This is a genomic window from Ktedonospora formicarum (assembly GCF_016587355.1).
In the GTDB taxonomy this organism is placed as follows: Bacteria; Chloroflexota; Ktedonobacteria; order Ktedonobacterales; family Ktedonobacteraceae; genus Ktedonobacter; species Ktedonobacter formicarum.
In genome coordinates, this window is sequence record NZ_BNJF01000001.1 from 2239007 (window position 1) to 2260656 (window position 21650).

Below are 21650 nucleotides of genomic sequence, written 5' to 3' on the forward strand. Positions count from 1 at the left end.
AACATAGTACTTAAACACTAAGAAGTCACCCAAGAGGAGCAAAACAGGCTTTATGCAACAAAGCCTGTTTTGCTCCTCTTGGGTGACTTCTTATGAGCAGAATAGTCGGAATACTACTCTTGTTATGAGATCGTTTTTAGTAAAGAGAAAGCTATGCCGTAGGTGATGCGGCATGAGGCCAGCGCGCATACCCACCGATACTTCCTACATGCGAGTTCCAGGCCATAATCACATTTCCGCCTTCATCTACCCCCAACTTAAGAATGACATCCAGAGTATGATTTATGATAGAACTTATTTCGGTTGTAGATGTATACTCCTCTAAAAGCTCACTCAATTTCGAGCGCGAATAAGAGGTCACGGCGAGATGCGCGGAGATGCCCGGTATCACAAGCGTGCTATCTACAGCCTCGGATTGCTGGATAGCGATACTCCCTTCCAGGCTCAATCTGATTTGCTCAGCCTTTTCGCACGCCTGGTCACGTGTATAGCCACGTAGCAGCATATAGAATCGATCCGCATACATATAGTACAGTTGGCATTGAGATGCCCTGGTCGTCAGAGATGCCATTAACTCCTGGATGCGCAAGCCTATTGCTTTGTTGAGCTGGCGCATGGTTTGATCGCCATATTGCTTTGCAAGGTGAATCTGGTTATCAATATCAAGTGCAATAAAAGAAACGATGTCGCTTCCGCCCCATGTTGCCCTCTCTCGGAAGTTATCATAACTTGTGTTCTCTTCATCATATCGCTCGCTCTCTTCCCCCCATGAACGAGCGTCGGTAACCAGCATTTCCACGTCACGCATAAAATCGCTTTCGGAACGAAACTCACCATAGAGTGTATCCACAACATCAGGCATATGCATCAAGCTCTTAAGGTCATTAGTCGCACGCAGGCGAACCTTATACGTCATAATAATGTTCTCAATAAAGCGAGCAATGATTCTGAGCAATTGACGATCTGCCAGTGAAAAGGCATCTTCATAATCCGAAGCCACGTAAAGCAAAGCCAGGGGATTGCCATCCTCGCCCCCTACCGGAATCGCAATATTTGAATGGATATCACCTTCGATATCAATAAACGCGCGTGTGCGATCTCGCATAGATAACCGGGGCTGGTAGAGGATGCGTCCGCTCTGATACGCGCGGATACCAATGCTGGTCTTCGATTTCTGTGGCGAAAAGGTTGACTCACTAATAACATAGGGGCATTCTTTGCTCTGAGCATATGAAACCAGGCTCCGCTCCAATAAGGGCTGGTCTGGATTGCTTGTATCAGGCAGGGCAATCAAGCTAAACTTCCAACGCCGTTGACCATCCTCACGTATTCCGCCCATACGCACTACGATATCAGTCAGACCTTCCAGAATGCTATCCTGATAATAATGAACTGTAAGGAAATCTATAGCCACCTCGCGGAAATCATGTAAGCCGGGACCAAAGCATTCGTGCATCATCCCAACCTCTTCATAGACAGGTTGAAGCATGCGACGAATAAGGCGCACATAAGCGGACTGCAACGAAAGAAGACGAGAACGCTTATCAGGTCTGTCAAGCACAATCAGAGTATGATCTTGAGGCTCTGCGAGGGGGCGCTCATTGCGCATAGTAGTAAGCGGATAGATACAATAATCGGTAGCGTATTGAAACGACGGGCGCGGAGTAAACATTGTATGCACAGTTCCACTGTGATCCAGCCAACCAACAATCGACTCTCCCAGCATGGGCAGGTCTTCGGGATCGTGCACACCGGCTTCGATTGGATCATAACGCAGGGGGAGAATCAGACCAATAGGCATGCCCGGCAAAAACTCGCTGATCAACGTCAGCGACATACGTAAGGCCTGAGCGGCATAGTAGCGCCAGAAGAGGAGCGCCTTCTCACGTCCAAGGCGCTGATCAATAGACAGTGTGGCAATCTCCTCCTCGACCCCTTCCTGGTCAGATGGCAGAACATGCTTTTTATTTGGAAGGCTAATCTCCCAAAGTAGATCAATATCACTGGGAATATCAGAGGGAGTAAAGCGCGCATCGAGCAACTCACGAATGACCGCGAGTTTCGCCAGTTCGCTTAAGGGATACTGACGCTGACCACGATGATCCTTAGATCGAGTGGGACTCAACAACTGGGCGGCCTCAAGGTCGCGCAGTTTGCTCTCGCTAAAGCCGAATAGCTGGGCTGCGCGCCCAATAGTCACCGTCGCTTCAGCGCGACTACGCTTGATATTATCAAGAACGCGTGCTTGAACTTCTTCGTTCCGCAGGTGGAGTTGGATACGCTGCCGGTTGTAGTCTTCCATAACTGCCTCAGTTCTTAAAAATTGCTCGCGCTACTTTAATGTGCTGATGAACGCCTGCTCAAAGATGATCCTCCTCAAACAGGAAATATACATTATCTTCACTCTATTTGATGTTTTCTTTGCCAGAAAATAAAAAAACAATTGCTCCTATTCTTTAAACTAAATTGTACTCTCACATGCTAAACTTTTCAACACCAAACCCACACCTATCCTACGTAAAATACTTATTTCCTACAAAAAAGTTGTTATCTCAAAAATATTACCTTATTTGCTATAAAACTCATTGACACAAGTGTTAAAGTTACTTACAATCTTCATTATAAAACCTTCATCCACCTCCTCTTTATTTACAAGTTTTCTTAACTTGATTACAGACAATATACGCAATTGTTTGTATTATCTAAAAAACAACGTTGTTTTAGAACAACTATCGCTGATTGTTCAAAAAATCTCGCATGACCAGGAAGGATCAAAAAACTGTAGGAGGATAACTGGTATGAGGACACAGACAACCTTTCCATCTATGACGGAACTTGCTCTTGGGCATGAGCAAACATGGATTGCTTTGTATGAACTTCTTCGGCCTTCTGTAACGTTGTTTGTCTACCTCTACGCTGTGCCTTCATGGCATGGGCAGGAGAATGACTTGATAGAAGATGTATTACAGGAAACAGTTATCCGTATTTACCGACAGATGCCCACTGCCGCCGATGGCAAGATCCAAAATATGGAAGCCTTCTGCCGCACTATCGCTCGTAACTACTGTCGAGATTTGAGGCGTAAGGAGCGACGCTTACAGCCACTCCCCGATGATGACTATACATTCGAGAGGGCAACTAAATATAATGCAGATGACCCGATTGAGGCCACATTTGAAGCTCTTTTTACACAGACCGTACTGGTTACGGTTGCGCAGTTAATCGCGACATTTCCCACGAAGCAGCGCACGGCAATCCTCATAGACCTGGCGCATCAGCCTGGGAATGGAGATACACAGTTGCCCTCACTGGAGAGGGCATTGGGCACCGTCCACATTGATCTCAAAGCATACAGAGGGTTACTTCCCACAAAGCCAGTCGAGAAAACGCGCCATAGTTCCCTGCTCAGTATTGCCTATAAGCGCCTACGCAGCGAGTTCATCCAACGGCACGCTCATCTGGTAGCATGATCTTACATCTTTAGCCAATGGATCATCTGAATGTTTTGCGGATTGAGCTACGATTACGTCTCTTGTAGTAGAAGAAGCAAACTTCTGTAGGTCGTCTTCTGGAAAAGGCATGTATCTTGGATATCGCTACACACTGCTAAGATCTTATGCGAAAATCAACGCCAGCACGCTCAGATTTTCGCATAAGGAGGAACAGGCAAATGGAGGAACCTATGCCAGAGCTAACACTAGGAACACAGGCTGTCGTCATTTTGATTCTGGTTGCCTTCATCGCTGGCCTCGTTGTAGGAGTAGTGTTGAGCAGGCCCACCATACACTAGGCGAGTGAAGAACCCATACGAAGCCCGGAGCGTCAGAGCTAGTGCTCCGGGCTTCTCTCTATCTAACTCAAGCAGAAAACGTAAGGCGAAATTCATATCTGGTGTTATTCATGCCTGTCCTTTTTGACAGGCTGAAACCGTTTGGTTGACCGGTGTGCAATACCCAACAATCTGCTACACTAACATCTAGGAATCTAAAAGGAATAAATTAAACATCACGAAAGACACAGCAGGCACATGGAAGGTAAGATATGCCTTCCTGGCAGAAAACCCGTGGAGAGTATCATATGGGAGTACACAGAATGCATGGAGGGCGTGGAAAGGGTATGGCGGAATACATTGAGGAGCAGAAAAAACGTGGTCGCAAGACGGACGCACGCACAATCCGGCGTGTTGTAGAGGCTTTCAAACCCTACAGGCTACAAGTCTTGCTAGTGCTACTTGCTATTATTACGACTACCGTACTCGGTCTGGTTAATCCTCTGCTCATCCAACGCATCTTTGATGACGCTATTGGCAAAGGGAACCTCAATCTCCTCATCATTTATGTCATCATTATGTTTATCACGCCGATTATCACAGGCTTTATCGGCGTAGGGCAATCCTATCTAAATAATAAGATCGGGCAGAGCGTGATGCGTGACTTCCGCAACAAGCTCTATACCCACCTGCAAAGCATGTCATTGCGTTTCTTTACCAGTACGCGCACAGGTGAAATCCAGTCACGTCTCTCGAATGATGTGGGTGGCGTGCAGGGAGTGGTAACAAATACAGCAACAAGCGTGGTCTCTAATGTCTCAACGGCATTGAGCACCGTTATCGCCATGTTTATCGTCAGCCCCTTGCTCACTCTGGTCTCACTGGGACTACTTCCACTCTTCCTCTGGTTCACCTATAAAGTTGGTAATGTGCGTCGCCAGACAAGCAAGGAGACACAGAAGAGCCTGGCCTCACTGACAGCCATGATGCAGGAGACGCTCTCAGTCAGTGGGGTCCTGCTGATGAAGACCTTTGGGCGACAGGAGTACGCACGCGAGCAGTTCGAGAAGGAGAACCAGAATCTGGCGAACCTGGAGGTGCGCCAACAGTTGATTGGTCGCTGGTTTTTCATGTTCATTGGCACCTTCTTCTCCATCATTCCGGCTGTCGTCTACCTGATCGCCGGCGCGCAGATCATCAAGCACGCGCCCATCCTGGGTGGATATATGACGCTGGGTGGTATCGTCACATTCACGACGCTTCAGAGCCGCATCTTCTTCCCCATTGGTCAGATGCTTAGCCTTCAGGTCGAAATTCAAGGAGCACTGGCACTCTTCGACCGCATCTTTGAGTATCTGGATATGCCAATCGATGTCAAGGACAAGCCGAATGCGCTTAAGATCGAGCCAGAGACGGTCCAGGGCAAGGTAGAATTCGAGCATGTAACATTCTCGTATAAGCGCGACGCATTTAGCGCCCTTGCTGGCAAGGCGGAAGAGGAGGAGAAGCCAAAGGAGGAGACAGTAGAGGAGAATCTACCTCCAGCTTTGAGGGATGTCTCGTTCTCGATTCAGCCTGGACAATTGGCGGCACTGGTTGGCCCCAGTGGCGCGGGTAAAACCACGATGACCTATATCGTGCCACGTCTGTATGAAGTCGATAATGGCGCGGTCAGGATTGACGGGCATGATGTGAAGGACATATCGCTGTCATCCCTCAGCGATATGATTGGCATGGTCACCCAGGAAACCTATCTCTTTCATGCCTCCATTCGTGATAACCTGACTTATGCACGAGAAGACGCGACAGAAGAGGAGATTATCGCGGCGGCGAAGGCAGCGGCCATCCATGAGCGTATCATGGACCTGGACGAGGGCTATGATACGGTTGTCGGTGAGCGGGGTTATAAGCTCTCGGGCGGCGAGAAACAGCGTATCGCCATAGCGCGTGTCATCCTGAAAAATCCACGTATCCTAATTCTGGATGAGGCAACCAGCGCACTTGATACACACTCTGAACGCCTGATCCAGGCCGCACTAGACCCACTGATGAAAGGACGCACGACGCTGGCTATAGCGCACCGTCTCTCAACCATCCTGGCGGCGGACATAATCCTGGTAGTGAACAAGGGGCAGATTGTTGAGCGAGGCACGCATGAAGAGCTACTCCAGCTGAATGGACTCTATGCACGCCTTTATAATGAACAATTCACTCAGATGATACCAGAAGAGATCAGCGCAGACTAGCACGCACAAGAGGGGGGAATGAACACAATCGCGTTCATCTCCCCTGCTTGCATTTACGGCTGGTTTAGAGTCTAATCAAACTCAGAGATATCTTGCTCGTCGGCCTCTTGCTCCGACTGCTCTTCCAGCCAGGTATCAAACTGCTTCGCCTTGAGTTCCCGACCCGTGCGCGGCTCCATCAGGGGCAACTCTAGCACCAGATCATAGTCATCGTCGGCAGCAATGCGATTAAAGCGCTCAAAGTCACAACCCAGGCAGCGATGTACAATGACATCCTCTCCCCCGGACGCTGGAAGCGCCCAATGGGTTGCATGGACGCGCCGCAGGTGCTCAGACGGTCTCCCGACTGGCGATCGTCGACGTGGCGAGAATAGAGACAGAAGGGACAGTGATTGCGGTGATGTCCGCCGCTAGGCAAGGGGCAGACAAAGCGGCGACAATGCCGACACTTAAAAACCTCTTCAGCAGTATTGTAGAGTGGCTTCGCGCTCTTACCGCGTCCGCTAGCACGGAAATCCTCAGCGTCTTCCCCATCATAGATATCAAGAATGTCCGCCTCATCCAGATGTGCGGGCCTTTTTTTAGATGCAGATGTTGCGCGCGACATACGTTTTCGCAATTGAAGACCTCTTCTTTATGTTGACAAGAAACTTTGGCAGCTTTTCAAATGTATATGGTAGCAGAAGGCACCAACACAACTCTCTCCAGGTATGCCAACCAATCCCCAAAAAGGATAGGGAGCGGCTATGTTACTGGTCATACAAGAACTAACCTGGAAGAATAAAAGGCTGCATAAAAAAGCGATAGAACGGGTGTATGTAGAGGAGCGCAGGTGGAGGTGTGAAATTGATGAAGCAAGGATACTCCGAGCGAATATTAGAGGTCGCACGTCCACCGCGCTCCTGCGAGCGTGGTCTTCATAAAATGGCATCTCATTTCTAGCAAAAAACTGTAGAGTTATATTATAAATTATACCTGCTCAATGAAATAAAATCAAGCCCGATTTTGGCGCGGGGTGAACACAAAAGGGATATACTGGAAGGCATTCGAATGCTCTCCAGTATATCCCTTCTTAAGACTAGAGCTTAACCAGCGAGTTGGGCACGACGGGCCTCTAGCTTGGCGACACGCTCCTCCTGAGCAGTGAGTTTGTCGCGCTCTTTAGCGACCACTTCGGGATTAGCACGCGTGACGAAGTTCTGGTTCGCCAATTTGCCTTGCAAGCGTTGAAGCTCCTGTTGTGCCTGAGCGATCTCCTTATCGATACGCTCAAGCTCTTTGGCAATATCAACCATTCCTGCTAGCGGTAGGTAGATCTCGATGTTGCCCGCCAGCAGGCCCATGGCCTGCTCGACTTTGCTGGCGAGAGCGGCATGGAGTTGGGGCTGCTCCGTGCGCGCGAGGAACTGGATTAATGGAGCCTGTTCCTCAAACATTGCAACACGATCACCAACGGCCATAATAACAGGAATGCGGCGCGCATTCTCAACATTCATCTGATTTCGCGCATCGCGGATGCGTGTGATGACTTCCTGTAAGAGGCTGAACTTCTGGTCGGACTCCTCGTCAACAAACTGTTCCTGTGCCATCGGCCAGGGAGCGATTATCAGGGCGCTCGCGGGCCACTTCTTCTGATCGGCCTCGGTGAGGCGATAGAGATGCTGCCACACCTCCTCAGTGACAAAAGGCATGAAGGGGTGAAGCAGGCGTAAGCTCTGGTCAAGTACGGCACGCAGGATAGCAGTCGTGGAGCGGCGTGCCTGCTCATCGCCCTGCATCTGCACCTTGGCAACTTCGACATACCAGTCACAGTAGTCAGACCAGAAGAAGTCATTGATCTGGCGACCAGCCTCACCAAGCTGGAAGTCGTTAATCAGGCGCGTCACGTTTTGCGTCAAGGTCGTCAGGCGATGCAGAATCCAGCGGTCGGCCAATGTGTGTGGTCGAACCTGGCTGACATCGGGAACGCCGCCACCAATCTCAGCTGTGGTCATGAGCACAAAGCGCGAGGCATTCCAGATCTTGTTCGCGAAGTTGCGGTTGCCGATGATGCGATCTTCGATTAACTTCATATCGTTGCCGGGCGTACTGCTCGTCGCCAGCGTGAAGCGCAGAGCATCAGTACCGAACTTGTCCATGACCTCAAGTGGGTCAATGACGTTGTTCTTCGACTTGCTCATCTTCTCGCCCTTAGCATCGCGTACCAGACCGTGCAGGTAAATGGTGCTGAAGGGAACGGTACCCATGAAGTGGATACCCGCCATCACCATACGCGCGACCCAGAAAAAGATGATGTCATAGCCTGTTTCCATGACCGCCGTTGGATAGTAGCGGCGCAGATCGGCGGTATCCTCGGGCCAGCCCAACGTGCTGAAAGGCCAGAGCCAGGAACTAAACCAGGTATCGAGCACATCTTCATCCTGGCGCACGGCAGTGCTATGGCAGTGCTGGCAAGCCGTAACATCTTCGCGGCTGACTGTCATCTGCCCACAGGTATCGCAGTACCAGACAGGGATGCGATGACCCCACCAGAGCTGACGCGAGATACACCAGTCATGAATGTTCTCCAACCAGTCCATATAGGTTTTATTGAAGCGCTCGGGCACAATGCGAATCAAGCCATGCTTGACGGCTCCAATGGCAGGCGTTGCCAGAGGCTTCATCTTAACAAACCATTGCTTGGAGATGAGAGGCTCGACAACGGTATCACAGCGCTGACAATGCCCCAGCGGCACCGTGTAATCCTCTATTTTGATAACAAAACCCAGTTTCTCAAGATCCGCGACCAGATTCTTGCGCGCCTCATAGCGATCCTGCCCGGCATAGGGTCCCGCTTCGTTGGTCATATTGGCATCAAAGCCAATGACCTGAATGGCGGGCAACTTATGACGCAGGCCAATCTCGAAATCAGTAGGGTCATGCGCGGGCGTGACTTTTACCGCGCCAGTGCCAAAGGTGAGGTCCACGGCTTCGTCCGCGACAATGGGAATCTCACGATTCATCACGGGCACGATTGCCAGGCGACCAACCAGATCTTTATAGCGCGGGTCCAGTGGATTCACAGCGATGGCGGTATCACCCAGAATAGTTTCGGGACGCGTAGTCGCAACGCTGATATAGCGCGTCTCGCTTTCGCCATCCAGGGGCTTGAGCGGATAACGAACATAGGTCAGCTTTCCCGGTGTATCCACATGATTGACTTCGAGGTCGGAGAGTGCGCTCATACAGCGGGGGCACCAGTTGATGATGCGCTCGCCTCGATAGATTAGCCCCTCCTCGTAGAGGCTAACAAAGACCTCGCGCACAGCCTGCGAGAGGCCCTCATCGAGGGTGAAGCGCTCGCGTGACCAGTCACAAGAAGCGCCGAGACGACGATGCTGATCTTGAATACGGCCCTTGTATTGATGCACCCACTGCCAGACACGCTCAAGGAAGGCTTCACGACCGATTTTGTGGCGATCTGTGCCCTCTTTAGCAAGCAGGCGCTCAACAACAGTCTGGGTAGCGATCCCGGCATGATCTTCTCCAGGCACCCAAAGTGTCTCGACACCCAGCATACGATGGTAGCGAATAAGGATATCCTCAACGGTAGAGGTGATACCGTGTCCCAGATGAAGCGCGCCAGTCACATTAGGCGGAGGCATGCTGATGACAAAGGGGTCGCGGTTAGGGTTGGGACGTGGTTTGAAGTAGCCGCCCTCTTCCCAGAAACGATACCACTTCGCCTCGACCGCCTGGGGTTCATATGCCTTGGGCAGGTCAGCAGCGGAAGGAGTGGACATTGTAAGAGTAGTATTCTCCTGCTCAGCCATTGTACTTCCTCAATTTCAAATGCTTAAGGTCTTATGCGAAAACCAACGCTGCCTGAGCGGCAGCTAGTGCTGGCGCACTCAGGTTTCCGTATAAGGAATTACATTATATTTTTCGGCAATAAAAAAGCCCTTCTCGCGAAAGGACGAGAAAGGACATGCGCTCGTGGTACCACCTTTATTCAATCAACCGATCAGGTTGATCCTTATTCGTGCGATAACGGGCACACCGTACAGACTTTCCTTTTAGGGAAATGCTTCCAGGCTCCCAGGCGACGTTCAGCGTTTCTTCTCTCCGAAAGGGACTCTCAGCCGGTGATCCCTTCTCTCTGGCGGCGCAGGCGCTTACTCTTCCTGTTCATAGCCGAATATTCAGTTGTACATCTTCTCTATGCAGCAATACATTTCTAGTGACTACTAGTCTAACGAGTACGAGGCACAATGTCAAGAGTAATCAAAATGCATGAAAGATCTTCTAGTTCTCACTTCGGCGCACGACACGGGACCTTCGAGTAAGATTGAGTGCGATAAATTGTGGCGCGCCACAATTTATCGCACTCAATACACAGACCTGGAAGCGATACTTATGTTAGAGGCGTTTGAACGTGCAAGTCACCTTACCGAAGGCAAGCGAGTCGCCATCGTTAAGCGGTGTATCCTGATCCGGCTCAAGACGCTTCCCATTCACACGCGTAGCATTGGTGCTATTGAGATCAGTCAGCATATAAGCGTCACCACTATGCTCAAAGGCGGCATGGATACGCGAAATGGTGTCCGCACCATCCTTACTACTCAGATCAATATCGGGACGAATACCGCCAAGGTCGTGATCATAGCGCCCTACTACGGACCGCTCACCCTTCAATTGCATCTGTGAACCATCAGCGAAGACCAATGCCCCCCAGGCCACATCTGCTTTAGCAGCCTGTTCCTGAGCGGCACCACGCGGGGGTGCCGGGCGCTGAGCAGGCTCGACAAGATGCGCTTTATTGCCCTGAGCCTGTTTGGCCTGATCCACCTGCTGCTGCAAGTGTGCGGGAGGCGTGTAGTAGACCTCCTCTTTCTTAGGCTGAGGTGGAGCGGCTGGCTCTTTCTTCTCTGTGCTCGGCGTATACGTCACCTGTGGTTGCGCCGGAGCAGGGGAAACCTGATCTTGCGGATTCGAGGGTACGTAATACTGAACCTCTGGCTTCTTAGGTGGCGCGGCTGGCTCTTTCTTCTCGGTACTCTGAGTATAGGTTACCTTAGGTTGCGGCACGACTGCCGGATTCTGCGGCGTTGGAGGCACATACTCTGGCACAGAAGGCTTGGGCGGCTGCTGCTGACCAGGTAAGACCGTCGATTCCACGACACTCGGCTGGGGCGCAGGTGGCGTATATGTTGGCTGCTGTGAAGGCGGCGTATACACTGGCGTTGGTGGCGGTGTGGGCGGTGTGTACACTGGCGTTGGCGGCGGTGTGGGCGGTGTGTACACTGGCGTTGGCGGCGGTGTAGGCCGTGGCTGAGGCGCCGGCGTGTATGTTACCTTGGGTTGCGCGGGCATGGGAGGCGAGGTCTGGGTCGCCGCCTGCCCTGAGATGGTGTGGAAGGTAGATGCGCCACACTTAGGACAGAAGGCGGCCCCATCCTTCACTTCTGAGTTACAGCGTGAGCAGTACAGCTTTGGCGGGGTAAGCGAGCGACCACAGCCTGAACAGAAAGTATCGCCCGGCTCATAGGGTGTATTACAGTGCTGACAACGAAAGCCACCGCCAGCAGGCATCGGTACGGGTGGCGGCATCATCGGCTGCTTCGGCACATCCCGGTTCTGCGGCACATAGACTGGAACCTGATTATTAGCAGGCGGTTGGATCGGCTGCATTGACGGAGGCAAGAGGTGATATGGTATAGGTCCTGGCATAATTCCTGGGCGTTGCTGACGTACCAGGCCATCCGTCATATTGAGAACCTGGTTGCTCAGACTCGCCTGACGCAGTGCACCTACGCCAGCCGTCAAGGCCAGAGGCCAGAGAATTGGTAGGGCGACAATACCCACGGCCCCTACAGCCGCCTTGTCGATCCACTTCTGCTGACCAATCATTGCCAGGACACCGCCAGTGGTCCGTTGGAGCGTCACTGAAAGCGCAGCCTGCATGCCGATGATGGCCTCAAAATCGCCGCCTTTCTTGATCTGCACCATTGTCTGATCGCGGTTGCCAATATGTTGGGCCTGATATCCCTGAGACATATATGCGTTTACAAGGTCTGAGGCGAGGCGTTCAATATCGATATCCTCTGAGTTATAGAAACGAGCATCCATCTTACAAAAATCCTCCAACCGAACACTGCGGCCAGCAAAACGTTATCTTATCAAAATCTATCAATTACAGAGATCTTTGGTGAATAAAATTGCTCTTCTGGAGGTAACTACGTTTCTTACTGTACGAAAGTTGGAAGCGAACTACGGGTTTCCGCTAAAGTATACCATAGCCTTATTTCTTCAGGTTAAAGCAATCACAAATAATGATAACATCATTGAGAAGATTCATATAAATGCGAAGGAGCAAAAAAATTATGTTATCGCCTGACTTCTCAGGCCCACCAGTCACACTCACAGGCGAGATACAAAGAGACGTGCCCACATTTCTAATCGCCCATGCTTGCCCGCAAACAGCGAAGCATTGCGGCGAGGTCGCCAACGAGGCACGCCGAATCGCGCTTATATGTAGCTCAAGAATAAGAAAAATTCTTAGTGCCATATGCTACAAAGCAAGCTTTTTAAGCTGACTACATCGTTGTGAGTGCTACACTTGACAACGAGATGCTTGCTCCATTATAGTGGCGGCGGGAGCCTTATCGACTCTCAAAAGAGAGTGGTAGTTTCGCGTTTGTCTCTATGCAGTCATTGCATACTACAGGACCACGAAGGGACTCATATAAACATGGGATATCAACCACCAAATCAACCGCCATACCAACCTAACCAGCAGCCTCCCTTTCAACAAGGCTACTCACAGCAGGGCTATCCACAGCAATCTGCTCCCTTCCAACAAGGTTATCAGCAACCACCCTTTCAACAAGGTTATCAACAGCCTCCTTTCCAACAAGGCTATCCACAGCAGGGGAAAGACTGGCTGATAACGCTCCTACTCTGCATCTTCGTAGGCTGGTTGGGTGTACATCGTTTCTACGTCGGCAAGATTGGGACAGGGGTCGCTATGCTTCTCACATTTGGGGGATGCGGCATCTGGACGCTCGTCGATTTCATCCTGATTCTTACAGGAAGCTTTAACGACGCGAATGGTCAGCCCCTGGTCAGAAACAATTAGACCACCTATGCATAAAGGAACAGTCGTCAGAGTAGGGAAGGTAGGATGCTATATTCTCCTTCCCGTCCTCTTCAGCCTTATACCTACTACCTGGATTGAGGCCCATCCCCCTTTCTGCCTCTCGCGCCTGCTCTTCAAACGCCGCTGTCCCGGCTGCGGAATGACGCGCGCGGCTTCGTGTGCCATCAACGGGAACCTACACGCAGCCTGGCGCTACAATCCTCTCTTTATCGTCGTCCTTCCCCTGCTGAGCTATAGCTGGTTGCGTGGGCTAATCACCGCCTGGCGAAGCTTGCTAGGTTAGTAAGCTTCCACGCTTCCGCCACTTTAAAATACCGCCCAGGCAAAGCTCACGCCCCTGAGACACTTTTGCGACACATACATGATATGTTGGCGACATTCACCAGCTAAACTCTCTCTCAAAACCACTACTGTGAAGCCAAGCAGAAAGGGACCATCATTCATGCATGACGCTCAATCCACCTTCACGCAGTCGGGAACATCACCCACCCAAAATATACAGCACACACCATCTCAGGTACTTCGGGTACACCAACTCGCCAAGGCCTATACCAACAGGCGCAAACAGATCATGGCTCTGGCCTTGAGCGGCATCGACCTCACTGTCGAGCATGGCGAGTTCGTGAGCATTATGGGACCCTCAGGCAGTGGTAAGAGTACGTTGCTGAACCTTCTCGCGGGTTTAGACAAACCGAGTAGCGGCGAGCTATGGGTCCAGGGTGAGAATATGACGACCCTACACCCTAACCAGCTTGCGCTCTTTCGCCGCCGCAACCTGGGTTTCGTCTTTCAGGACTACAACCTCCTCGACACTCTAACATTGGGTGAGAACGTGGGCCTGCCTCTGAGCCTGGATGGCAAGACCGGGCCAGAAATCCGTCAACGCGTGAAGGAGGTTATGGGATTCCTGGGTATTGCCGACTTTATGCAGCGCTATCCCTATGAGGTTTCGGGCGGTCAGCAACAACGCGCGGCGGTGGCTCGCGCCGTCGTACACAATCCCAGTCTCTTGCTCGCTGACGAGCCTACTGGCAACCTTGACTCAGCCTCAGCTCGCGCCCTGCTAGAGCTATTTCAACGCCTCAATAAGGATCTCGGCGCGACAATCTTGATGGTCACACATGATCCACTCTCGGCAAGCTATAGCCAGCGCGTTATCAGCATTAAGGATGGCTATGTCTACAACGAGATGCGGCGTACGAGTGATCAGCAACAATTCTTTCAGGAAATTCTGGCCCTGCTGGCACGATTGGAGGAAAAACATGGAGTGGCGTAGCATCGCCTTCAAGAATATCATTCGCAATATGCGCCGCTATATTGGCTACCTGCTCTCAAGTGGACTCTCGGTTGCGGTCTTCTGCCTCTTCTTCTGTTTCCTCTTTAATCCAGCAGTCTACCAACTAACAGGTCTGAGCCTGGTCGCGGTCATCGCGGGCATCTGTGTCTTTATTGTGGCCTGGTTCGCCATCTTCTTTATCTTTTACTTCCATTCAGCGCTCATGCGCACGCGCAACAAAGAGTTAGGTCTGCTCATGACATTGGGCATGACCCCACGCCAGATTGGACGCCTGATCTTTATGGAGAGCGTCTGCATCGCCCTGACAGCCATCGTGCTCGGCTTGCTACTGGGAACATTAGGAACACCGCCATTCCTCCTGGCAATGGGTTCTGTTTTGGGGCTGACAGAAACCATACCCTTCACATTCTCACCCATTCCTTTGCTGGTCACGGCGCTCTTCTTCGGCCCAGTCTTCCTGGTTGAAGCGCTTCTAACAGCCTGGCGTGTGACACGCCAGACACCACGGATGCTCCTTTTAGGCGCGCGTGTGCAGCAAGTCGCGCCTAGAGCATCGCTGGTGAAAGTCATCCTCGGCCTACTCTGTCTGGGTACTGGCTATGCATTGGGCATCATCTTCACTGGCACCAGCTTCCTCTTCTCAGCTTTCCCAATCGTGATCCTAACGATGATCGGAACCTTCCTGCTCTATGGACAGATCATGGTCATGATGCTAGGTCGCCTGCGTAAATTACCTCTTCATGGGATCAGCCTGCTCATTACCTCACGCCTGATCTATCGCCTGCGCGACCACTCGCGGATGCTCTCGATGGTGACGATTCTAAGCGCAACGGTGCTCATTGGTATGGGCTCAGTCTTTGGTTTTCTTCAAATTATGCGCATTGGTCAGGAACAGCAGAATCCCTACGATATTCAACTACTGACTAGCGCGGACACACCTAGACTCAACATATCACGCATAGATCTCCAATTGAACCAGCAGGGTATCACGCCACAACAGGAATTAACCTTTACCTTGCTACAAGGCACACTGAATGGTTCTCCTGTGAGCGTATTCGCAAGCAGCGATTTCGCGAAACTACGTTCAGCCATTCTCGCGCGCCACCCTGATACAAAGTTACCTATCGCCTTGCCGCTCAGTCCTCAGCAGGCCCACTACTATCAGGAGCCGGAACTACTAGGCTATGTCTCTTACAACCCATTCTCTCTACCCGCCGATCACCGAGCTACGCTGAATGTAGGTAGTGTCGCGCTCACGCTTCAGGCAACGCAGGACAAGATGCAGACGCTCAATCGCTTTGGAGAGCTGCCGGATCAGACTCTTGTGATCAATGATCAGGTTTTTGCTAGCCTCGAACGCACAACTCCGGCTAAGTTGCGCTGGCAAGTCTACAGCTTCAATGTCAATGGGCAAAAGCAACTGATTCAGGCTCTCGCGCTACTTGAGCAGGAGGTAGGCGACGAGAATTCAGGTATCATATCAGCTCAAAGTGCGGTCGCGCGATTACAAATTCTCTCAGCCTTGCTCTTCGCAGGTTGCTTTGTTAGTGTCCTCTTTCTCTTCGCGGCTGGCACCTCAATCTACTTTAAGCTCTTCACGCAACAGGACGAAGATCGCCGACAATTTCGTGCCCTTACGCGCCTCGGCCTGCGCAAGAGTGAAGGCATACATATTATCGCCACCGAATTCCTGCTCATATTCATGCTACCAGTCCTCTTTGCGGCTCTGCATAGTAGCGTAGCGACAATTGACCTGATCCGCCTGATACAAGTCAATATACAGGTGGGGCAGATTATCTGGTCAGCACTGGGCATCACCTGTCTCATTTACGCACTTTGCTTTTTCGGCTATTATGCCGTAGCTTTGGTCAATTACCTACGCCGTGTTCCCGTCGCCAGCTAGCACAACACTACAGAGAGGAGGTATGCCCTGGTTGAGCATATCTCCTCTCTAGCTATAAAGACTAGTTTTTAGCTCACACTACCAACTAGCACCTGCAACCTGTCTGGTGGTAGCATTCAAACGATTAAAGAGGTTTGTTGTAGCAATCATGAGGACCAAAGCCGCAAGCCCTCGCTCATCATAATACTGAGCAGCCTCATCCCAAATCTCGTCGGGCACTGGATCGGTCCGATCACTGAGCCGAGTGACAGCCTCAGCTAGAGCAAGAGCAGCTCGTTCGGCATCGGTAAAGTAGGGGGTCTCTCTCCAGGCTGCCACCGCGAAGAGCCGTTCATCGGTTTCACCCGCCTTCTTGGCGTTATGCGAACCCGAAACCACACAGGCACTACACCCGTTGATCTGACTTGCGCGCAGGTGGACAAGTTCTAGCGTAATCTGGGGTACACCTCCTTTTTGCGTAGCCTTAAGTAGTGATAATATAGAACTCATGGCATCAGGAAGAAGCATGGCTGGATTTTTCATTCGTGGTTGCATATTTTATCTCCTCCAAATTACTGTGTGACACATACTTTGATAAAGTTGCATCAAGATGCTCATATGTCAGTTGAGTTTCCCGCATCACCACATTGACGGAGCACAACGAAAAAATGTGACGAGTAGAATTTCTGTCACAATGACCAGATTCTACTCGTCAATCCTATTGAGAACACACAACGCACAAAGGAAGAGAACCCATGAACGAACACGAATGGCTGGCGGAACAGTTTGAGGCCAACCGCACCCATCTACAAGCGGTGGCCTATCGTATGCTTGGCTCGCTCGCGGAGGCAGACGACGCCGTCCAGGAGTCCTGGCTCCGTCTCAGTCGCTCTGACACAAGCTATGTCGACAACCTGGGTGGATGGCTAACAACAGTGACCGCGCGAATCTGCCTCGATATGCTGCGCTCACGCAACTCGCGGCGCGAGGAGCCACTGGATACGACTGAATCCGCTTCAGGTAGGGGCAATGAGGGAGGAATTGATCCCGAGCAAGAAACTCTCATGGCAGACTCTGTTGGCCTCGCGCTGCTCGTAGTCCTCAACACCTTAAATCCAGCCGAGCGCCTAGCGTTCGTCTTACATGACATATTTGCCATGCCCTTCGAAGAGATTGCTCCCATTGTAGAACGCACGCCAACCGCGACCCGCCAACTCGCGAGCCGCGCGCGGCGTCGAGTGCAAGGCAAACCCACATCTTCCGACGCCGATCTCGCATATCAGCGCGAAGCAGTCGATGCCTTCCTCGCCGCCTCACGCGATGGCGACTTCAACGCGCTTCTCTCAGTACTCGACCCAAATGTTGTGTTCAGACACGACTCTGTATCCTTGCCTGCTGGTGCAGCAAAAGAGATTCATGGTGCCCAGGCCGTTGCCAGAGAGTTCGCGGGACGCGCCCAAGGAGCACGCCCTGCTCTTGTTAACGGGGCTGTGGGAGTCATCGTGGCTCATCATGGTCACCTGTTCCTCGTCCTCAACCTTACACTCGCTGATGGGAAAATCAGCGAGATCAACGTTGTTGCTGACCCTGAGCACCTCAATCAGATCGATCTGGCTGTCCTGGACGATTGACAGCTAACTTATATACCCTCAGGGCAACAAGCAATCGCATTCCTGTTTTTCGCTCTTTGCCCTGGGGTTCGGTCTTGTTGTGCTATCATAATCCACCGGGATACTCTTCCCATTTTCACTAAACATCTTTATTCATCCATGCGCTTTTTCGAGGTGCTCATGCTTAATATCATCTCCTACAACACAGCCTGGCCCCAAGAGTTCGCTACGATCGCTCAACAGTTGCGCGCGGCGCTGGGAAACCTGGCCCTGCGAATCGATCACATCGGCTCGACGTCTGTGCCAGGGCTGGCGGCAAAAGATATCATCGATGTGCAGGTAACAGTACAGGATTTCACGCATACAGCGCAACTTATAGACATTCTCTCGTCGCTCGGCTACACATGGATCGAGAGGATTACCGGCGACCATGTGCCACCAAACTACCAGGGAGCCGAGACAGATTGGCAGAAGATTGTCTTTCGGCATCCCACCACTCAGCGACCAACGAACCTGCATGTCCGCGCTCAAGGTCGCCCCAACCAACGCTATCCAATCCTCTTCCGCGATTATCTACGCGCCCACCCGGTAGCGAGCGCAGCCTATGCGCAGATAAAGCAAGCTCTCTCACAGCGGCATCCTGATGACGTAGACTTCTACTATGACATCAAAGATCCTCTCTGCGACATCGTTATTGAGGCAGCCTACGATTGGGCACACACCACAAACTGGCAACCTGGCCCCTCAGATGGCTAAATATGCTTTCCCCAAAACAAAGAGAGTGATACATGCACAAAGATGCATGTATCACTCTCTTTGTTTATAAATTCTCCCTACTGAAGGCGGGCTTCGAGGGCCGCTAACTGATCCTGAAGCTTGCGGTTCTCAGCACGCATCTCTTCGAGATCCTTGCGCAACTGACTGACCTGCTCTTCTCCCTTGTCACTGGTGCGCAGACTATGCGCGGCCCAACGCATGGAACGCTGCACGCCATCATCAAGCTCATGAGAAGAGGCACTCTCCAACGCAGGTAACGCGCTCTTATCGCCGAACTCAAGCAGTGCTCGAGCCGCGGTAGCACGTGATGGGCCCCAGGTGTCATGCTCGACTGCCTGCTTGAGGGCAGCAAGTGCTCGCTGCAAGGCAGCCTCACTATATAAATGGCGATTCGCATGAATGGTGCTAAGGGCCGCAAGCGCTCCACGGCGTAGCGTGATGTACTTGCTATCATCGCTAGCATACGAGATAAGGAGGTCAACCACACGCTCATCGCCGGTCTTGGCCAGTCCGGAGAAGATGCTCCCCTGCACAATGTAGAGCCAGGAGGGGCGCTCCAGGGCCTTGATCAAGGCATCAGTGCTGCCCTCAACACGCGTTTTACCAAGCGCGCTGGACGCGGCACTTTCAACCATGTAGCTAACATCACCCTGCTCTACAATGGAGCGCAGGGCCTCGGCAGAACGCTTCGCCAGTTCGGTCTTCTCCGGAGACTGGAATTCACCCAGCGCGGTAGCAATGGCGGAGCGTACGCGTGAATACTCCTTCGTATCAAGCTCATTCAGGGCAGTGAGCAACGCATCCTGAGCCTGTGTGCTCCCATGCTTGGCAATAGACTCGGCTGTTGCCGTACGCACGCCCCAGAACGTATCGTTATTGAGAGCATGGATTAGCGCTTTCAATGCCTCAGGCTCACGGCGATCCGCCAGGGACTCGGCGGCCTCGATACGTCCCAGGACATCAGAATCATGCTCAAGCTGGTAGACGAGCAGCCCCGTTGGGCGCTCAAAACGCAGAGTCTTAAGGATGGTACCGTTAGGATCAAAGCGCACCATTAGCGGTTCGCGCTCTAGTGGCAGATAAAAGCTTTCCTCAACCTGCTCATCTTCGCCAAGTGTCACGTGTAGCGGCACGACACGCGTATCACCCTCGTTTGAGGTTGGCACAGTAAAGGCGATCTCGACCGGAACCTTGAAGCAGGGAGTCAGTTCGTCAATCTTCTGGGTCTGCTTGACCTTGACCTTCGCCAGTTTGCGCTGGTTGTCCCAGGTGTAGTTTACCTCGAACTCGGGATAGCCACCGCTATAGATCCACTGTTGGAAGAAGTGCGCTAGGCTACGCCCGCTCGATTCCTCAAGCGCGCGCTCAAGGTCGGCTGTGATGACCTCACGGGTGCGATTACGCTCAATGTAGGACTTAATGCCGCGTCGGAACGCTGCGTCCCCAAGCTGGCTGCGCAGCATGTGCAGTACCCACGCACCCTTGTTATAGATATGGGTATCGAAGAGCTCAAAGCCCTGATTATTGTATTTGTGATAGACAACAGGGCGGCGATAGGAGCGGTCCTGCGCCATATAGCCCTTCTTCTCTTGAATCATCGACCACTTGAAATAGTCCTCACCCTGGTCGCTACCAGTCCACATGTTCTCGAAGTAGGTCGCGAAACCTTCGTTCAGCCAGGCATTAGGCCAGTCGCGGCAGGTCACAAGGTCACCAAACCACTGGTGCGCCAATTCGTGAGCCGTAACAGAGACAAAGCGCGGAGCCATGTCGAGGTTAGCCTTCTGGTCAAAGAGAAGGGCAAAGCTATGAGTGGTTGCGGTGGTATGCTCCATCGCGCCCGTGTAGATCTCAACGACCGTCTGGTCATAGTTGTCATAGGGATACTCAACGCCTGTGTACTCTGAGTAGAAGCGCATCATATCTGGCGTCTTCCCCATGTACAGGCGGGCATCCTCGGCCCGATCCTTGCGTACATAGTATGAGACAGCCTTGCCCTTGTATTCGTCCTTAATTACCGCGAACTCACCCACAACAAGTGAGACGAGGTATGCCGCATGGGGAACATTATGTAGCCAATGATGGGTTTTCGTTTCACCATTGTCGATGACCTCTAGCAGATTACCGTTGGCGACGGTAATATATTGCGCGGGCACTGTCACAACAAACTCGGTGGTGGCACGGTCATTGGGCGAGTCATGGCAGGGGAACCAGTAGGAGTGATACTGAGGCTGACCAAAGGTATAGGCATGTACCGGACGCTCGGAATCTTCTGGAGCAGGCTTTACAAAGTGCAAACCGATACGCGGTGTAGCATGATAGGTAATGGCGACGGTAAATTCCTCGCCATTCTTGTATGGGCGATCCAGCTCAACATACAACTTCTTCTCGCCGAGGCTATATTTGAGTTCCGCGCCATCGGCGATAGTTATTTTGTCTATCGCCAACTCAATCGCATCAAAAGCGACACTTGTCACTTCTTCATACAGAGCTGTAAAGGTCGTGTACACGGTGCCACTCACGCTCTCGCGCTCAAAGTCCAATGCGATCTCCAACTTGACATGCTTGACGTCACCAGGGCGATCAGGAGCGAAATGCAGAGTATCTCCTGGCAATTCAAAGCTGCGTGAGGTGGGACTTGGCAGGCTGGCATGCCCGTGTCCATGCATAAAAAAGAGGCTGTAGCCATTGCCCAGATCTACAGCTTGTGCTCTTGTACAATGTGTCAAGGTAGCATCTCCTCTGTATACAATAGGTAGAACAATAGAAGAAATATAGCCTCCCCACACCACCTATCACCACCAGACATTCGACGTGGCCCAGAGTTACGATCAGACAGACGAGCATTTGTCGATGTAACTGCTTCCTGGTTATCACATAGTATATCACAGAGCTTAGATATAGCTGAACAATATCTCTCCAATGACCAAT

General features: G+C 51.8%; 14 protein-coding genes. 8 read left to right on the top strand and 6 right to left on the bottom strand.

Annotation, left to right across the window (positions count from 1 at the left end):
* Window positions 1-151: 151 nt before the first annotated feature.
* Entirely contained in the window at window positions 152-2302 is a 2151-nt protein-coding gene (locus K3T82_RS09635; RefSeq protein WP_220193256.1) for a MerR family transcriptional regulator, read from the bottom strand.
* Between the two features lie 496 nt (window positions 2303-2798).
* Between K3T82_RS09635 and K3T82_RS09640 the strand changes: the two genes are divergently transcribed.
* Window positions 2799-3470, top strand: coding sequence for an RNA polymerase sigma factor (locus K3T82_RS09640; RefSeq protein WP_220193257.1), 672 nt, complete (start codon window positions 2799-2801; stop codon window positions 3468-3470).
* 607 nt (window positions 3471-4077) lie between these two features.
* Complete coding sequence (locus K3T82_RS09645) at window positions 4078-6015, top strand: ABC transporter ATP-binding protein (RefSeq protein ID WP_220193258.1); 1938 nt, start codon at window positions 4078-4080, stop codon at window positions 6013-6015.
* Between the two features lie 190 nt (window positions 6016-6205).
* On the opposite strand, the gene K3T82_RS09650 is transcribed toward K3T82_RS09645, so the two are convergent.
* The 3 genes from K3T82_RS09650 to K3T82_RS09660 form a co-directional block, all read right to left on the bottom strand.
* Window positions 6206-6634: an RNHCP domain-containing protein gene (locus K3T82_RS09650; RefSeq protein ID WP_220193259.1), complete on the bottom strand. Its 429-nt coding sequence runs from the start codon at window positions 6632-6634 to the stop codon at window positions 6206-6208.
* A gap of 466 nt (window positions 6635-7100) precedes the next feature.
* Window positions 7101-9827, bottom strand: coding sequence for a valine--tRNA ligase (locus tag K3T82_RS09655; protein ID WP_236031080.1), 2727 nt, complete (start codon window positions 9825-9827; stop codon window positions 7101-7103).
* A gap of 586 nt (window positions 9828-10413) precedes the next feature.
* Entirely contained in the window at window positions 10414-12123 is a 1710-nt protein-coding gene (locus K3T82_RS09660) for an FHA domain-containing protein (RefSeq protein ID WP_220193260.1), read from the bottom strand.
* Between the two features lie 622 nt (window positions 12124-12745).
* Between K3T82_RS09660 and K3T82_RS09665 the strand changes: the two genes are divergently transcribed.
* From K3T82_RS09665 to K3T82_RS09680, 4 genes are all read left to right on the top strand, one after another.
* Complete coding sequence (locus K3T82_RS09665) at window positions 12746-13132, top strand: TM2 domain-containing protein (RefSeq protein WP_220193261.1); 387 nt, start codon at window positions 12746-12748, stop codon at window positions 13130-13132.
* 7 nt (window positions 13133-13139) lie between these two features.
* Entirely contained in the window at window positions 13140-13436 is a 297-nt protein-coding gene (locus K3T82_RS09670) for a DUF2752 domain-containing protein (RefSeq protein ID WP_220193262.1), read from the top strand.
* A gap of 288 nt (window positions 13437-13724) precedes the next feature.
* The gene (locus K3T82_RS09675) at window positions 13725-14429 is read left to right on the top strand and encodes an ABC transporter ATP-binding protein (protein ID WP_236031271.1); all 705 of its coding nucleotides are present in this window, start codon (window positions 13725-13727) and stop codon (window positions 14427-14429) included.
* Window positions 14416-16353, top strand: coding sequence for an FtsX-like permease family protein (locus K3T82_RS09680; protein ID WP_220193264.1), 1938 nt, complete (start codon window positions 14416-14418; stop codon window positions 16351-16353). Before K3T82_RS09675 ends, K3T82_RS09680 begins: the two co-directional genes overlap by 14 nt.
* A 78-nt stretch (window positions 16354-16431) precedes the next feature.
* Here the strand turns inward: K3T82_RS09680 and K3T82_RS09685 are convergent, their stop codons facing one another.
* On the bottom strand, window positions 16432-16887 hold the full coding sequence (locus K3T82_RS09685; protein WP_220193265.1) for a carboxymuconolactone decarboxylase family protein: 456 nt from the start codon (window positions 16885-16887) through the stop codon (window positions 16432-16434).
* Between the two features lie 200 nt (window positions 16888-17087).
* Here K3T82_RS09685 and K3T82_RS09690 point away from each other — a divergent pair, with 200 nt between their 5' ends.
* Window positions 17088-17963 (top strand): sigma-70 family RNA polymerase sigma factor, encoded by an 876-nt coding sequence (locus K3T82_RS09690; protein WP_220193266.1) that lies wholly within the window; start codon window positions 17088-17090, stop codon window positions 17961-17963.
* Between the two features lie 159 nt (window positions 17964-18122).
* Window positions 18123-18698, top strand: a complete 576-nt coding sequence (locus K3T82_RS09695; protein ID WP_220193267.1) for a GrpB family protein — start codon at window positions 18123-18125, stop codon at window positions 18696-18698.
* Between the two features lie 77 nt (window positions 18699-18775).
* On the opposite strand, the gene K3T82_RS09700 is transcribed toward K3T82_RS09695, so the two are convergent.
* Window positions 18776-21448: a M1 family metallopeptidase gene (locus K3T82_RS09700; RefSeq protein WP_220193268.1), complete on the bottom strand. Its 2673-nt coding sequence runs from the start codon at window positions 21446-21448 to the stop codon at window positions 18776-18778.
* Window positions 21449-21650 lie beyond the last annotated feature (202 nt).

Excerpts from the sequence above, each read along its gene's own strand:
- K3T82_RS09635 (WP_220193256.1), bottom strand. The coding sequence starts at position 2,302 with ATGGAAGACTACAACCGGCAGCGTATCCAACTCCACCTGCGGAACGAA.
- K3T82_RS09640 (WP_220193257.1), top strand. The coding sequence starts at position 2,799 with ATGAGGACACAGACAACCTTTCCATCTATGACGGAACTTGCTCTTGGG.
- K3T82_RS09645 (WP_220193258.1), top strand. The coding sequence starts at position 4,078 with ATGGGAGTACACAGAATGCATGGAGGGCGTGGAAAGGGTATGGCGGAA.
- K3T82_RS09655 (WP_236031080.1), bottom strand. The coding sequence starts at position 9,827 with ATGGCTGAGCAGGAGAATACTACTCTTACAATGTCCACTCCTTCCGCT.
- K3T82_RS09660 (WP_220193260.1), bottom strand. The coding sequence starts at position 12,123 with ATGGATGCTCGTTTCTATAACTCAGAGGATATCGATATTGAACGCCTC.
- K3T82_RS09665 (WP_220193261.1), top strand. The coding sequence starts at position 12,746 with ATGGGATATCAACCACCAAATCAACCGCCATACCAACCTAACCAGCAG.
- K3T82_RS09670 (WP_220193262.1), top strand. The coding sequence starts at position 13,140 with ATGCATAAAGGAACAGTCGTCAGAGTAGGGAAGGTAGGATGCTATATT.
- K3T82_RS09675 (WP_236031271.1), top strand. The coding sequence starts at position 13,725 with ATGGCTCTGGCCTTGAGCGGCATCGACCTCACTGTCGAGCATGGCGAG.
- K3T82_RS09680 (WP_220193264.1), top strand. The coding sequence starts at position 14,416 with ATGGAGTGGCGTAGCATCGCCTTCAAGAATATCATTCGCAATATGCGC.
- K3T82_RS09685 (WP_220193265.1), bottom strand. The coding sequence starts at position 16,887 with ATGCAACCACGAATGAAAAATCCAGCCATGCTTCTTCCTGATGCCATG.
- K3T82_RS09690 (WP_220193266.1), top strand. The coding sequence starts at position 17,088 with ATGAACGAACACGAATGGCTGGCGGAACAGTTTGAGGCCAACCGCACC.
- K3T82_RS09695 (WP_220193267.1), top strand. The coding sequence starts at position 18,123 with ATGCTTAATATCATCTCCTACAACACAGCCTGGCCCCAAGAGTTCGCT.